This is a genomic window from Streptomyces sp. DSM 110735, assembly GCF_016482685.1.
In the GTDB taxonomy this organism is placed as follows: Bacteria; Actinomycetota; Actinomycetes; order Streptomycetales; family Streptomycetaceae; genus Streptomyces.
This window is the reverse complement of record NZ_JACYHF010000001.1, coordinates 182,858-197,554: the sequence shown is the minus strand read 5'-3', so window position 1 is coordinate 197,554 and position 14,697 is coordinate 182,858. Positions and strand designations below refer to the sequence as shown.

Annotated in this window: 12 protein-coding genes; 9 read left to right on the top strand and 3 right to left on the bottom strand. The window is 70.2% G+C overall.

The features are described 5' to 3' along the window. Nucleotides 1-522 precede the first annotated feature (522 nt). The 6 genes from dnaK (at nucleotide 523) to IF655_RS00855 (ending at nucleotide 7,630) form a co-directional block, all read left to right on the top strand. Entirely contained in the window at nucleotides 523-2,364 is a 1,842-nt protein-coding gene (gene dnaK, locus IF655_RS00880; protein WP_199581451.1) for a molecular chaperone DnaK, read from the top strand. After that, the gene (gene grpE, locus IF655_RS00875) at nucleotides 2,361-3,011 is read left to right on the top strand and encodes a nucleotide exchange factor GrpE (RefSeq protein ID WP_199581450.1); all 651 of its coding nucleotides are present in this window, start codon (nucleotides 2,361-2,363) and stop codon (nucleotides 3,009-3,011) included. The genes dnaK and grpE overlap by 4 nt, the downstream gene beginning before the upstream one ends. Before the next feature lie 36 nt (nucleotides 3,012-3,047). Next, entirely contained in the window at nucleotides 3,048-4,235 is a 1,188-nt protein-coding gene (gene dnaJ / locus IF655_RS00870; RefSeq protein ID WP_199581449.1) for a molecular chaperone DnaJ, read from the top strand. A gap of 6 nt (nucleotides 4,236-4,241) precedes the next feature. Beyond that, the gene (locus IF655_RS00865; protein ID WP_199581448.1) at nucleotides 4,242-4,700 is read left to right on the top strand and encodes a heat shock protein transcriptional repressor HspR; all 459 of its coding nucleotides are present in this window, start codon (nucleotides 4,242-4,244) and stop codon (nucleotides 4,698-4,700) included. 424 nt (nucleotides 4,701-5,124) lie between these two features. Continuing rightward, complete coding sequence (locus tag IF655_RS00860) at nucleotides 5,125-6,231, top strand: sugar ABC transporter substrate-binding protein (RefSeq protein ID WP_199581447.1); 1,107 nt, start codon at nucleotides 5,125-5,127, stop codon at nucleotides 6,229-6,231. Nucleotides 6,232-6,610: 379 nt separating this feature from the next. Further along, nucleotides 6,611-7,630: a helix-turn-helix transcriptional regulator gene (locus IF655_RS00855; protein ID WP_199581446.1), complete on the top strand. Its 1,020-nt coding sequence runs from the start codon at nucleotides 6,611-6,613 to the stop codon at nucleotides 7,628-7,630. A gap of 37 nt (nucleotides 7,631-7,667) precedes the next feature. On the opposite strand, the gene IF655_RS00850 is transcribed toward IF655_RS00855, so the two are convergent. After that, entirely contained in the window at nucleotides 7,668-8,678 is a 1,011-nt protein-coding gene (locus IF655_RS00850; RefSeq protein WP_242488476.1) for a helix-turn-helix transcriptional regulator, read from the bottom strand. 301 nt (nucleotides 8,679-8,979) lie between these two features. On the opposite strand from IF655_RS00850, the gene IF655_RS00845 reads away from it, so the two are divergent. Then, nucleotides 8,980-9,315 carry a hypothetical protein gene (locus IF655_RS00845; RefSeq protein WP_199581444.1) on the top strand — a complete coding sequence of 112 codons (336 nt, stop codon included), beginning with the start codon at nucleotides 8,980-8,982 and terminating at the stop codon, nucleotides 9,313-9,315. Between the two features lie 939 nt (nucleotides 9,316-10,254). Here IF655_RS00845 and IF655_RS00840 read toward each other — a convergent pair. After that, nucleotides 10,255-10,653, bottom strand: coding sequence for a pyridoxamine 5'-phosphate oxidase family protein (locus tag IF655_RS00840; RefSeq protein WP_199581443.1), 399 nt, complete (start codon nucleotides 10,651-10,653; stop codon nucleotides 10,255-10,257). A gap of 114 nt (nucleotides 10,654-10,767) precedes the next feature. On the opposite strand from IF655_RS00840, the gene clpB reads away from it, so the two are divergent. After that, nucleotides 10,768-13,365, top strand: a complete 2,598-nt coding sequence (clpB, locus tag IF655_RS00835) for an ATP-dependent chaperone ClpB (protein ID WP_199581442.1) — start codon at nucleotides 10,768-10,770, stop codon at nucleotides 13,363-13,365. A 68-nt stretch (nucleotides 13,366-13,433) separates the two neighbouring features. On the opposite strand, the gene IF655_RS00830 is transcribed toward clpB, so the two are convergent. Then, on the bottom strand, nucleotides 13,434-13,886 hold the full coding sequence (locus IF655_RS00830) for a hypothetical protein (protein ID WP_199581441.1): 453 nt from the start codon (nucleotides 13,884-13,886) through the stop codon (nucleotides 13,434-13,436). Between the two features lie 252 nt (nucleotides 13,887-14,138). On the opposite strand from IF655_RS00830, the gene IF655_RS00825 reads away from it, so the two are divergent. Continuing rightward, a complete protein-coding gene (locus IF655_RS00825) occupies nucleotides 14,139-14,675 on the top strand; it encodes a YbjN domain-containing protein (RefSeq protein WP_199581440.1) in 537 nt (178 codons plus the stop codon). Nucleotides 14,676-14,697: the final 22 nt, after the last annotated feature.

Here is a 14,697-nt window from a genome sequence, read left to right as displayed (position 1 = left end):
CCAGCCCCAACCGTGCCTGCCCCCCCTGAGCCGCTTCGCGGCCAGTGGTGCCGCCGTCCGGGTTGTCCCGCAGCCGCACCCGTGGCCGTCGCTTTGCGTTCGGGCGTGTGGCTCGCCGGCTCAGGTCACTCCGCAGTGGCGCCCGTGCCCGGTCATCCCGCGTTACCGCGACCCGGTGTCTGGTCTCGGAGATGGTGCCGCGCTCGTATCCGGTTGCTGGGGCACGGTCTCAGTCGCCGTGACGCGCCCCAGGGATCACGCCCCCACAGGCGCACGCCCGACCGATCCCCAGGCCAGTCCCGACCGTCCCCGAGCCCCCCCGGTATCCACGCCACCCGGGGGAACACGCCCCCCGCACCCCCACCCAACTGAGAAGATCGCCCCGACTTGCCCCCGCCCGGAGGGCGTTGCGTGTAGGGGATGGATAAGAGTTGAGTCGACTTCGCTCATGTCTGTTGACTCAGCGGAGCGGGAGTGTCATGCTTGAGTCCGTTCCACTCAAGTCAGTTGGAGGAATCAACCATGGCACGTGCGGTCGGCATCGACCTGGGCACGACTAACTCCGTCGTCAGCGTTCTGGAGGGCGGCGAGCCCACCGTCATCACCAACGCCGAGGGTGCCCGGACCACGCCGTCCGTCGTCGCCTTCGCGAAGAACGGTGAGGTGCTCGTCGGCGAGGTCGCCAAGCGCCAGGCGGTCACGAACGTGGACCGGACCATCCGCTCGGTGAAGCGCCACATGGGCACCGACTGGAAGATCCAGCTCGACGGGAAGGACTTCAACCCGCAGCAGATCTCCGCGTTCATCCTGCAGAAGCTGAAGCGGGACGCCGAGGCGTACCTGGGCGAGAAGGTGACCGACGCGGTCATCACCGTCCCCGCGTACTTCAACGACTCCGAGCGTCAGGCGACGAAGGAGGCCGGCGAGATCGCCGGTCTGAACGTCCTGCGCATCGTCAACGAGCCGACCGCCGCCGCCCTGGCGTACGGCCTCGACAAGGACGACCAGACCATCCTCGTCTTCGACCTCGGTGGCGGCACCTTCGACGTGTCCCTCCTGGAGATCGGTGACGGCGTCGTCGAGGTGAAGGCCACCAACGGCGACAACCACCTCGGTGGCGACGACTGGGACCAGCGGGTCGTCGACTACCTGGTCCAGCAGTTCAAGGCCGGCCACGGCGTGGACCTCGCCAAGGACAAGATGGCCCTCCAGCGCCTCCGCGAGGCCGCCGAGAAGGCCAAGATCGAGCTGTCCTCGTCCTCCGAGACCTCGATCAACCTGCCCTACATCACGGCGTCCGCCGAGGGCCCGCTGCACCTGGACGAGAAGCTCACCCGCGCCCAGTTCCAGCAGCTCACCGCCGACCTGCTCGAGCGCTGCAAGACCCCGTTCTTCAACGTCATGAAGGACGCCGGCGTCTCCATCAACGAGATCGACCACGTCGTCCTCGTCGGTGGCTCGACCCGCATGCCCGCCGTCGCCGAGCTCGTCAAGGAGCTGACCGGCGGCAAGGACGCCAACAAGGGCGTGAACCCGGACGAGGTCGTCGCCATCGGCGCCGCGCTCCAGGCCGGTGTCCTCAAGGGCGAGGTCAAGGACGTCCTGCTCCTCGACGTCACCCCGCTGTCCCTCGGTATCGAGACCAAGGGCGGCATCATGACCAAGCTCATCGAGCGCAACACCACGATCCCGACCAAGCGGTCCGAGATCTTCACGACGGCCGAGGACAACCAGCCGTCCGTGCAGATCCAGGTCTACCAGGGTGAGCGCGAGATCGCGGCGTACAACAAGAAGCTCGGCATGTTCGAGCTGACCGGTCTGCCCCCGGCGCCCCGCGGCGTCCCGCAGATCGAGGTCGCCTTCGACATCGACGCCAACGGCATCATGCACGTGACCGCGAAGGACCTCGGCACGGGCAAGGAGCAGAAGATGACCGTCACCGGCGGCTCCTCGCTGCCGAAGGACGAGGTCGACCGCATGCGCCAGGAGGCCGAGCAGTACGCGGAGGAGGACCACCGCCGCCGCGAGGCCGCCGAGACCCGCAACCAGGGCGAGCAGCTCGTCTACCAGACCGAGAAGTTCCTCAAGGACAACGAGGACAAGGTCCCGGGCGAGATCAAGACCGAGGTCGAGGGTGCCATCGCCGAGCTGAAGGAGAAGCTCAAGGGCGAGGACAGCGCCGAGATCCGCACGGCCACCGAGAAGGTCGCCGCCGTCTCGCAGAAGCTCGGCCAGGCCATGTACGCCGACGCCCAGGGCGCCCAGGCCGCCGGTGGTTCCGCCGACGCCGGTGACGCCAAGGCCGACGACGACGTCGTGGACGCCGAGATCGTCGACGACGAGCGCAAGGACGGTGCCGCGTGACGGAGGAGACCCCGGGCTTCGAGGAGAAGCCCGACGTCCCCTCCGGCGCCACCCCCGACGACGCCGAGCCGAAGGCCGCCTCCTCCGAGGGGGCGGCCCCGGCCGGGGACGCAAGCCAGGACGCGGCCCTCGTGGCCCAGTTGGACCAGACGCGCACGGCGCTCGGCGAGCGCACGGCCGACCTCCAGCGCCTCCAGGCCGAGTTCCAGAACTACCGCCGCCGGGTCGAGCGCGACCGGGTCGCGGTCAAGGAGATCGCCATCGCGAACCTCCTGACCGAGCTGCTGCCCGTGCTCGACGACATCGGTCGCGCGCGGGAACACGGCGAGCTGGTCGGCGGCTTCAAGTCGGTCGCCGAGTCGCTGGAGACCGTGGCGGCCAAGATGGGTCTGATGCAGTTCGGCAAGGAGGGCGAGCCCTTCGACCCGACCGTGCACGAGGCCCTGATGCACTCCTACGCGCCGGACGTCACCGAGACGACCTGCGTGGCGATCCTCCAGCCCGGGTATCGCATCGGCGAGCGCACCATCCGCCCCGCGCGGGTGGCCGTGGCCGAGCCGCAGCCCGGCGCGCAGACCGTCAAGGCGGAGGACGCCGAGGAGAGCGCGGCGGACGACAAGGAGAACGGTGGCCCGGAGGAGGGCTGACGTAATCACGAAGGACAGGAAGGAGGGACGTCGGGGATGAGCACCAAGGACTTCATCGAGAAGGACTTCTACAAGGTCCTCGGCGTCCCCAAGGACGCCACCGAGGCCGAGATCAAGAAGGCGTACCGGAAGCTCGCCCGCGAGAACCACCCGGACGCCAACAAGGGCAACGCCAGGGCCGAGGAGCGGTTCAAGGAGATCTCCGAGGCGAACGACGTCCTCGGCGACCCCAAGAAGCGCAAGGAGTACGACGAGGCCCGCGCCCTGTTCGGAGGCGGCGGTTTCCGCCCGGGTCCGGGCGGCGGCGGCCAGTTCAACTTCGACCTCGGTGACCTCTTCGGGGGCGCCGGGGGCGCGGGTGCGGGCGGCGGCGGCCAGGGCGGCTTCGGCGGTGGCATCGGGGACGTCTTCGGCGGACTGTTCAACCGGGGCGGCGGCGCGGGCACGACCCGTACGCAGCCGCGCCGGGGTCAGGACGTCGACACCGAGGTGACCCTCAGCTTCACCGAGGCGATCGAGGGGGCGACGGTCCCGCTGCGGATGACGTCCCAGCAGCCCTGCAAGGCGTGCTCGGGCACCGGCGACAAGAACGGCACGCCGCGCGTGTGCCCGACCTGCGTCGGCACCGGACAGGTCGCGCGGGGCTCGGGCGGCGGCTTCTCGCTCACCGACCCGTGCCCGGACTGCAAGGGCCGCGGTCTGATGGCGGAGCACCCCTGCCTGGAGTGCCACGGCAGCGGGCGGGCGCGTTCCTCGCGCACCATGCAGGTCCGCATCCCGGCGGGCGTCACCGACGGGCAGCGCATCCGGCTGCGCGGCAAGGGCGCCCCCGGCGAGCGCGGCGGTCCGGCCGGTGATCTGTACGTCACCGTGCACGTGGGCGACCACCCGGTCTTCGGCCGCAAGGGCGACAACCTCACGGTCACCGTCCCGGTGACGTTCGCGGAGGCGGCGCTCGGCGGCGAGGTGCGGGTGCCGACGCTGGGCGGTCCCGCCGTCACGCTGAAGCTGCCGCCGGGCACGCCCAACGGCCGCACCATGCGGGCGCGGGGCAAGGGCGCGGCGCGCAAGGACGGCAGCCACGGCGATCTGCTGATCACCGTGGAGGTGAGTGTTCCCAAGGACCTCTCGGGGAAGGCTCGTGACGCGCTGGAGGCGTATCGCGAGGCGACCTCGGACGAGGACCCGCGGGCGGAGCTGTTCGAGGCCGCGAAGGGAGACTGAGCCCCTATGGACACACCCGGTCGTCGCCGTAATCCTTATGAACTGACCGAGGACAGCCCGGTCTACGTCATCTCGGTGGCGGCGCAGCTCTCCGGTCTCCATCCGCAGACCCTGCGCCAGTACGACCGCCTCGGTCTGGTCTCCCCGGACCGCACGGCGGGCCGCGGTCGGCGCTACTCGGCCCGTGACATCGAACTGCTCCGTCAGGTGCAGCAGTTGTCGCAGGACGAGGGCATCAACCTGGCCGGTATCAAGCGCATCATCGAACTGGAGAACCAGGTCGCCGCGCTCCAGTCCCGCGTCGCGGAGCTGGAGTCGGCCCTGGACGGCGCGGCGGCCGCGATGCGCCAGCGCGAGGCAGCCGTCCACGCCTCCTACCGGCGCGACCTGGTGCCGTACCAGGAGGTGCAGCAGAGCAGCGCGTTGGTCGTGTGGCGCCCCAAGCGTCAGCAGTCCGCCGACTGACCGCCGCCGGTCGACAGCCGTCTCCGAAGGGGCCGGGAGGAGCACATCCTCCCGGCCCCTTCGGCGTACCCGGTCCCTCAGGCGTACCCGGCGCCTCAACTGCCCACAACGAGCGGTAAGTTGAGGATGTTACGCGGTAGAGCGCGGCATCTGGCCGAGTTCGTTCGGTCAGGAGTGCGGAAGTGGTGGAGAACGTGCGGGCGGAGGTCGGAAGTTGGTGAAGAGACGGTGACCAGGGTTTACAGGGAGTGGCGTACGGGTTCGCGATCTCTTCACGTTCTCGACGGAGAGTGATGTTGCCATCTCGTTAAGTTGTATTGCTTGACGGCGGGTAGCGCCTCCAAGTTGTCTTTTCAGACACCCGGGGCGGAAGCATCACCTCCGTGTCCCCCTCCTCTTGAACGCACCTGAAGTGAGCCCTCGCATGCGTCGTATCGCCATATCCGTGGCCGTATCCACGATGTCCCTCTCGCTCGCCGGCTGCGGCGTGCTGAACGCGGCGGGGGACGGCGCGAGCGCCAGCCCGACGATGGGGGACAACGTCACCATCGGACTGCTGCTGCCGGAGAAGGCGAACACCCGCTACGACAAGTTCGACTACCCGATCATTCAGAAGCAGGTCGCCGAGCTGACGAAGAAGAAGGGCAAGGTCGACTACCAGAACGCGGACGCGAGCGCCTCCAAGCAGGCCGACCAGATGCAGCGGATGATCGACGACAAGGTCAACATCATCCTGCTCGACGCGGTCGACTCGCACGCGATCGCCCCGCAGGTGAAGAAGGCCAAGGAGGCGGGCATCCCGGTCATCGCCTACGACCGGCTGGCCGAGGGTCCGATCGACGCGTACATCTCCTTCGACAACGAGCTGGTCGGCGAGGTGCAGGGCCGCTCCCTGCTGGAGGCGCTGGGCTCGGGCGCCGGTCTCTCCGACAAGATCGTCATGGTGAACGGCTCGCCCACCGACCCCAACGCCAAGCAGTTCAAGGAGGGCGCGCTCTCCGAGCTGAACGGCAAGGTGACGATCGCGGACACCTCCGACACCAAGGACTGGAAGCCGGAGCTGGCCCAGGCCCACATGACCGAGGTCATCAACAAGGTCGGCAAGGCGAGCATCGCCGGTGTCTACGCCGCCAACGACGGCATGGCGGGCGGTGTCATCAAGGCGCTCAAGGCGGCGGGCGTCACCAAGATGCCCCCCATCACCGGCCAGGACGCCGAACTCGACGCCGTGCAGCGCATCCTGACCGGCGAGCAGTACATGAGCGTCTACAAGTCCTACCCGGACGAGGCGGAGGCGGCGGCGCAGATGGCCGTCGCCAAGGTGCAGGGCAAGGACATCCAGTTCGACGCCCTGACCCAGGACCACGTGGACAGCCCCACCCAGAAGAACATCCCCGCCCAGCTCGTCCAGGTGAGCGCGCTGACCAAGAGCAAGATCAAGTCGACCGTCGTCGCCGACGGCATCTACTCGGTCTCCGAGATCTGCACCGCCGACTACAAGGCCGCCTGCGCCGCCGCCGGACTCCACTAGGTCCTGTCCGGCGGATCTTCGTGGGCCCGCGACGCCTGGCACGCACTCTCGCCGCACGCCCGAATCACCCGAGTACGTCCAGTACGAGGGAGATCCGGGCGCACGCCGAGAGCACGCACCAGACGCCGCGGGCTGCTCCACGAAGATCCGCCGGACAGGCCCTAGTCACGGCCGCCCCGGTCCCCTCCCGACTCCCGTGCCGCGCACGCCGGTTGGCGCCCCCACCGGCCGCGTCGGCCCGTCTCCCGGGGGCCCGGGCGATTCCGGGGCATACCCGTACTCCGCGCCTGCCAGGGCGCGGAGAGCCGTGTTGCGGACCCGCACGGGTCCGCGCATAGTTGCGCTGCGGAAGTGGCAGCAACCGGGGGTGGAATGGTCGATGGCCGGGCACGCGACGGAGGAGCATCCCCACGGCGCCGACCGGCTGTGCGGGCCGGGAGAGCGGGTGTACACCCTCGCCCTGCGCCGGGGGCGGGTGCCGCGCGCCGAGGCCGGACCGGTGCCCTGTCTGCTGGACCTGGCCCTGCTGCACCCCGACCCCGACGACATGGACTGGCTGGTCCCCACCTCCCCGCAGGAGGTCATGTCCCGGCTGCTGCGCGAGCTGTACGACGACGTCACCGAGAGCCGTCGCCGGGTGGGCTCGGCGGTCACCGCCTTCGACCGGTACGCCGTACTCGGGCGTGAACCGGCCGGGACCGCGCCCGTCGAGGGCACCGCGATCCGCGTCCTGGACGGGCTCTCCCGCATCCAGGCGGCGATGGACGCGGCGACCCAGGCGTGCACCACGGAGGTGCTCACCGTGCAGCCCGGCGGCATCCGGCGCGAGGCAGAGCTGACGGAGGGGCTGCACCGGGCGCTCGAACTGCGCGGGCGGGGCGTCCGGATGCGGGACCTCTACACCCATGTCGCCCGGCACGGGCAGGGGCTGCTCACCTATCTGGAGCTGATGGGCGACGCGGTCGAGGCGCGCAGCCTGGACGAGGTGATCGACCGGCTCATCCTCTTCGACCGCACGGTGGCGTTCATTCCGGCCAACACCGACCGCACGATGGCGCTGGAGCTGCGCCACCCGGCGCTGGTCGAATATCTCGTGACCGTCTTCGAGCGGCTGTGGCGGCTCGCGATCCCGCTGACCGCCGCTCTGCCCGACACCGGCATCGAGGGCATCTCCCACCGCGAGCGCTCCATCGCCGCGCTGCTCGCCGAGGGGCACCAGGACGCGGTGATCGCCGAGCGGCTCGGCATCAGCGTGCGCACCTGCCGCGCGCACATCGCCCGCCTCTCGGAGACCCTGGGCGCCACGAGCCGTACCCAGTTGGGCGTACGGATCGCCCAGGCGGGCCTGGAGGGACCTCCGCGCACGGCCGCGGCGGCGGGGCTCGACCGGGAGGCGTGAGGCGGTCAGAGGGGCCGTGAGGGGCGCGGGAGGCGGGTCAGTTCTCCTGGTTCAGGATGCCCGACTGGGCGATCAGGAAGCCGAGTTGGGCGCGGCTGCCGCTGCCGAGCGCCTGCGCGAGCTTGGCGATGTGGGCGCGGCAGGTGCGCACGTTCATGCCGAGGCGGCGCGCGATGGCCTCGTCGACATGGCCCTCCACCAGCAGCTTGGCGATGGAGTGCTGGATCTCGGTGATGCCGTCGGGCGCGGTCTCGTAAGGAGTCCCCGCGGTCAGCGGGACCGCGCGGTTCCACATGAACTCGAAGACCTTGGTGAGGTAGAGGACCAGTCCGGGGTGGCGGACCTCCAGGGCGACCTGGCGGTCGTCGCGTATCGGGATGAAGGCGACCGTCTCGTCGCAGATGACGAGGCGCTCCACCAGCTCGTCGATCGTGCGGTACTCCACCTTCCCGTCCGCGAACCGGTCGACGTACGCGAGGCGTTCCGGGCTGTAGCGGGCGGTGTGCTGGTACAGGGTGCGGATGCGCACACCACGTTCGATCAGGGTGCGGTCGCGCTCCAGACCCTCGATGACGCGGCGCTCGGGGTGGCGGGCGCTCGGCTGGACGGTCAGCATCTCGGAGCGGCACTGTTCGGTGGCCAGGTCGAGCGCCGCGTTGATGCGGTCCAGTCCCTCCAGGACGGTGATGGAGTGGGTGGGGGTCGCGCCCTGCGCGGTGAGCGCCATGAACGGCTCGAACGCCTCCGCCAGCTCTATCGAGGTGCGTCTGCGCTCGGAGATCTCCCGCTCGATGGGGTTGAGCCGCTGGGCCAGCGCGACGGAGGGGGCGACCGGGCGCATCAGGTCCGCGTCGTCCAGATCCGGGTGGAGCAGGGCGAATTCCATGAGGCAGGGAGCCTTTTCGGCGTCCGCGCGCGCGATGTGGCCGGTGCGCAGTGCGGTGGCGTACAGCCGCCTTCCCTCGGCGCACAGTTCTGTGAGCGCATGGGGATGTGTCGCATCTGCCGGATTTAGCGTCAAATCTCCACCCCCCAGGGTCCTGAACATGCAGGAACATGATGCACTGATTGTGTGGCGATGACGTGCCTGAATGAGCCATCGTCTTATCCGACGGGGGAGTGAGGGGACCTTCAAGTGAGGACGAAGCCGACTATGCGTAAGAGAATGCTTCGCTCGGTGTTTGTCGCCGTCTTCTCCGCCGTTGTGGCCTTCGGGACTCTGAGTGGCCTCTCCGCGGGGAAGAGTGACGTACGGGCGGACAGTATTTGGTCCGTGGTGGCGCCGCATGCGGCGAGTGCGGACGACGCCGGCACGGTGTACAAGCCGAACGACAGTATCTGGTCCTGACATGACGACTCCGCCCGACGACCGTTCCTTCCGGCGAGAGATGGCCACGGCCTACCGGTCCGGCTGGCACTTCATCGACCTGGTCACCGCTCTCCCCCACAGTGGTGACTCGTTGATGGTGACGGTGTTCGGCGAACCGGTCGTGGTCACCCGCGACGAGGACGAGGACGTTCGCGCCTACCGGTGCCTGCGCAAGCCGCGCGGGGCGCCGCAGCCGGTGCGGTGTGCCGTCCGGTACGGCATGATCTTCGTCAACCTGGACCAGCGCGACCACCGGCTCACCTCCCCGGAGGTCGCCGACCTGAGAACCATCTCGGCCACCCCCCGCAGTGCCTGACGCGATTCCCCCGTCGTAAAAGATCGCTCAGGCGCTTCCCCCCGCAGCGGCGTCACCGTGACCTGAACACGGTGACGCCGCTGCAGTTTCTGCGGATATTTCGGCGTATGCACCCCCTGGCCAACTGGCCGAAACTGTTCATCGCCGGTTTCGGCGGGGTGTCGGGGGCGGGGGTGCCGGTGCCGCGCGGCGTCGTGCGGGCGGGTGCCGTTGTACGTGTTGTACGGGGGGTGCGTGCCCGTCGGCTGCGCGCGCGGGTGGCGTACGGCGACTGCCCCCGGGACCCGCCGAGATCCGCCCCCCCGCTTCCGCGCGGGCCGGTCTGCCGCCGCCCGAGACCACGGCCGCCCTCCGGCGCCGACGCGTTCGAGGGTCTCGGTCACCGCGCCGCGACCGGCGTATCCACCGCGCCCTCGCGGGCGCCCAGGTCGGTCGGCACTCCTCCCGGCGGCTGAGGGGTCTTTCACGCCTGCCGAGGTCGGGGCCGACGCTCCGGCGGCCTGGTCTCCACCGGTCGCCGTCGTCCTCGGCCCTGGCCCGGGACGGCATCTGGCCCCCCGGTCGGAATTGGCCGACCCCGGCTCGGGCGGGCTTCTGCCGCTCGATGGCGTGCTGGTTGCTGTCTCGGCCAGGGTCGACCGGTGCTGCTTGCCGAGGCTCTGCCCTGCGTCGCCCGGCGCCGACCCGGCCACCTTGGCCAACGGCAGCGGCGGAGGCGCGCCCTGGGCGGGGTCGCCGACGGCACGGGCCCGGCGGCCGTCACCCGCCCTGTCCCGGTGTCGCCCCCGGCCACCTCGGCCAACGGCAGCAGCGAAGGCGTACCCCGAGCGGTGTCCCCGACGGTCCTGCCCGGTAGCCCTCACCTGCCCTGCCCCGGTGCCGTCCGCAGGCCAGTGCGATACCCCCGTTGCCAGACCCCCGAACCGCCGGAGGCGCCCCTCAGCCGTGTCCCAGTGTCCGGTCCACCGCGATCTCCAGCACCACCCGTGTGGGGTTCTCCCGGGGTGTGCGGCCGTAGCGCTCCGCGTAGCGCCGGACGGCGTCGGCGACGCGGGCGGGGTCCGTGACCACGTGGGCGACGCCCTCCAGGGTGGCCCAGCGGCGGCCGTCGACCTGGCAGACGGCTACGCGGGCACCGGCGGAGCCCGCCGCGCGGATGTGGGCGGCCTTGGCGGTGGCGGCGTCGGTGATGACGCGGGCGACACGGGTGGCGGGGTCGTACGTGACGCCCACCGGGACCACGTGCGGACTGCCGTCGGGGCGGAGGGTCGTCAGGGTGCACAGGTGCCGTTCGCGCCAGAAGGCGAGGTACGGCTCGTCCGCGTTCACGGGGCTCATGGCCGAAACCTAACCAACCTCAAACGACCTCCGCTTAATTGAGTGCACCCGGCTCAAGTTTGTGTACACTGATGAAGTCATCAGTGGAGACGTGTCGAGGAGGAGAACACGAACGTGGACGCCGAGCTGACCAACAGGAGCCGGGACGCGATCAACGCGGCCAGCCAGCGGGCCGTGACCGAGGGGAATCCGGACCTGACGCCCGCTCACCTGCTCCTCGCGCTGCTCGCGGGGCAGGACAACGACAACATCACCGACCTGCTCGCGGCCGTCGAAGCCGACCAGGCCGCCGTCCGCACCGGTGCCGAGCGCGTCGTCGCCGGGCTGCCCAGCGTGACCGGCTCCACCGTCGCCCCGCCCCAGCCCAGCCGGGACCTCCTCGCGGTCCTCGCGGACGCGGACCAGCGGGCCAAGGAACTCGGGGACGAGTTCCTGTCCACCGAACATCTGCTGATCGGCATCGCCGCGAAGGGCGGCGCCGCCGGAGAGGTGCTCCAGAAGCAGGGCGCCGACGCGAAGAAGCTGCAAGGGGCCTTCCAGAAGGCCAGGGGAGGACGCCGCGTGACCACTGCCGACCCCGAGGGCCAGTACAAGGCCCTGGAGAAGTTCGGCACCGACTTCACCGCCGCCGCCCGCGAGGGTCGCCTGGACCCGGTCATCGGCCGGGACCACGAGATCCGCCGGGTCGTGCAGGTGCTGAGCCGCCGTACGAAGAACAACCCCGTCCTCATCGGCGAGCCGGGCGTCGGCAAGACCGCCGTGGTCGAGGGGCTGGCCCAGCGCATCGTCAAGGGCGACGTCCCCGAGTCCCTGAAGAACAAGCGCCTGGTCTCGCTGGACCTCGGCGCGATGGTCGCGGGCGCCAAGTACCGCGGCGAGTTCGAGGAGCGGCTCAAGTCCGTGCTCTCGGAGATCAAGGACTCCGACGGCCAGATCATCACCTTCATCGACGAGCTGCACACGGTCGTCGGCGCGGGCGCGGGCGGCGACTCCGCGATGGACGCGGGCAACATGCTCAAGCCGATGCTGGCCCGCGGCGAGCTGCGCATGGTCGGCGCGACCACGCTGGACGAGTACCGCGAGCGGATCGAGAAGGACCCCGCCCTGGAGCGCCGCTTCCAGCAGGTGCTGGTCGCGGAGCCCACCGTCGAGGACACCATCGCGATCCTGCGCGGTCTCAAGGGGCGGTACGAGGCACACCACAAGGTGCAGATCGCGGACAGCGCGCTGGTGGCCGCCGCGACGCTCTCCGACCGGTACATCACCTCCCGCTTCCTGCCCGACAAGGCGATCGACCTCGTCGACGAGGCAGCCTCCCGGCTGCGCATGGAGATCGACTCCTCGCCCGTCGAGATCGACGAACTCCAGCGCTCCGTCGACCGGTTGAAGATGGAGGAGCTGGCGATCGGCAAGGAGACCGACCCCGCCTCCCGCGAGCGTCTTGAGCGGCTGCGCCGCGACCTCGCGGACAAGGAGGAGGAGCTGCGTCACCTCAACGCCCGCTGGGAGAAGGAGAAGCAGTCCCTCAACCGGGTCGGTGAGCTGAAGGAGCGCCTGGACGACCTGCGCGGTCAGGCGGAACGCGCCCAGCGCGACGGCGACTTCGACACCGCGGCGAAGCTGCTCTACGGGCAGATCCCGCAACTGGAGAAGGAGCTGGAGGCTGCCTCGGAGGCGGAGGAGGAAGCCGCGCGCGACACCATGGTCAAGGAGGAGGTCGGCTCCGACGACATCGCGGACGTCGTCGCCGCCTGGACCGGCATCCCGGCCGGGCGCCTCATGGAGGGCGAGACGCAGAAGCTGCTGCGCATGGAGGACGAGCTGGGCAAGCGGCTCATCGGCCAGCGCGAGGCGGTGCAGGCGGTCTCCGACGCCGTACGCCGCTCGCGTGCGGGCATCGCTGACCCGGACCGCCCCACCGGTTCCTTCCTGTTCCTCGGTCCGACGGGTGTCGGCAAGACCGAACTCGCCAAGGCGCTCGCGGACTTCCTCTTCGACGACGAGCGGGCCATGGTCCGCATCGACATGTCGGAGTACAGCGAGAAGCACAGCGTGGCCCGCCTGGTCGGCGCGCCTCCCGGGTACGTGGGGTACGAGGAGGGCGGTCAGCTCACCGAGGCGGTCCGCCGCCGCCCGTACACCGTGGTGCTGCTGGACGAGGTGGAGAAGGCGCACCCCGAGGTCTTCGACATCCTGCTCCAGGTGCTGGACGACGGCCGCCTCACCGACGGCCAGGGGCGCACCGTCGACTTCCGCAACACCATCCTGGTGCTGACCTCCAACCTGGGCAGCCAGTACCTGGTCGACCCGGCGCTGGACGACGCGGACAAGCGGCAGCGCGTGCTCGACGTGGTCCGCGCCTCCTTCAAGCCGGAGTTCCTGAACCGGCTCGACGACCTGGTGGTGTTCTCCGCGCTGGACGAGCAGGAGCTGGCCCGCATCGCCCGCCTCCAGATCGACCGGCTCGCCAAGCGGCTCGCGGAGCGGCGCCTCACCCTGGACGTCACCCCCGACGCCCTGGCCTGGCTCGCGCAGGAGGGCAACGACCCGGCGTACGGCGCCCGCCCGCTCCGTCGCCTCGTCCAGACCGCCATCGGCGACCGCCTCGCCAAGGAGATCCTCTCCGGCGAGATCAAGGACGGCGACACGGTCCGCGTGGACCGCTTCGGCGACGAGCTGATCGTGGGCCCGAAGACGGCGAAGACGCTCTGACGGACCCGCACGGCACGGTGGCCCGCCCCCTCACGAAGGGGGCGGGCCACCGTCGTGTCGCCCGTCTCTCACCCGGCGAACGCGGAGAACAGCACCTCGGCGTCGCCCGCCTTCGTGAACCGCGCGTCCACCTCCGCGGTGTCCGCCTCGACGCCGTCCCCTTCGAGGAAGCCCAGTCCGAGGCAGAGGTCGTAGGGCGGACGGCACTGCGTGGACGGCTCGGGGGCGTCGGGATACGTGGTCTTCAGCCACTTCCGCAGCTCCGCGCGCGGCACCCGGAACCGGGCGTAGTACTCCGTGTCCTGCCAGGACACGACCGTGCACTGCGCGCCGTGGGCACCGGCGGGCAAGGTCGCCCCGCCGTAGCCCAGCGCCCGCGCGCACGGCACGGCGGTGGGCCGGGGCACGTCGTACGCCTCCTGCGCGTACCCCCAGCCGGTCACCGCCGCGACCGTCCCCACCCCGACCACCAGCGGCGTGCACAGCACCAGGGCGATCGCGCCCGGTCTTCGCCCGCTCACCACGACTCCGCCGTGCGGAAGAGGTCCCATGCCGTCCAGGCGGCCCAGAGGACGAACAGCAGACAGGCGGTCCACAGGGTCCAGAGGAGCCATCGCCCTGCTCTTGATATGCGCATGACGGAATCATGGCGTACGGGTGCCGTCCGTCCAGGGACTTCGTGTCCGCCGAGGGCTTACAGGGCGCGGCGGGGCTTGCCAGGGGCCTCCCCTCCTGGGGGAGGATGGCGGTATCCGTACGAAGGGAAAAACACGGTGAGCATCGACCCGTCCTCGATTCCGAACTTCGGGGGCCAGCCCGAACCGCAGCCCCAGGGACCGGTGGGCCCCGTCGTCCCGGATCAGGACCTTGTGAAGCAGCTCCTCGAGCAGATGGAGCTGAAGTTCGTGGTGGACGAGGAGGGCGACCTCGCGGCTCCGTGGGAGCAGTTCCGCACGTACTTCATGTTCCGCGGCGAGGACGAGCAGGCGGTCTTCTCGGTACGGACCTTCTACGATCGTCCCCACAAGATCGACGAGAAGCCCCAGCTCCTCGAGACCGTCGACGAGTGGAACCGCCGCACCCTGTGGCCGAAGGTGTACACCCACACCCACGAGGACGGCACCGTCCGCCTCATCGGCGAGGCGCAGATGCTGGTCGGCACCGGCGTCGACCTCAACCACTTCGTGTCCTCCACGGTGAGCTGGGTCCGCGCCGCGATCGAGTTCGACAAGTGGATCGTGGAGCAGCTCGGTCTGGAGCAGGAGGTCGACGAGATCGACGAGGAGAAGCCGGGCGAGGACGAGGACTAGTCCAGCCGGTTCACGGACCGCC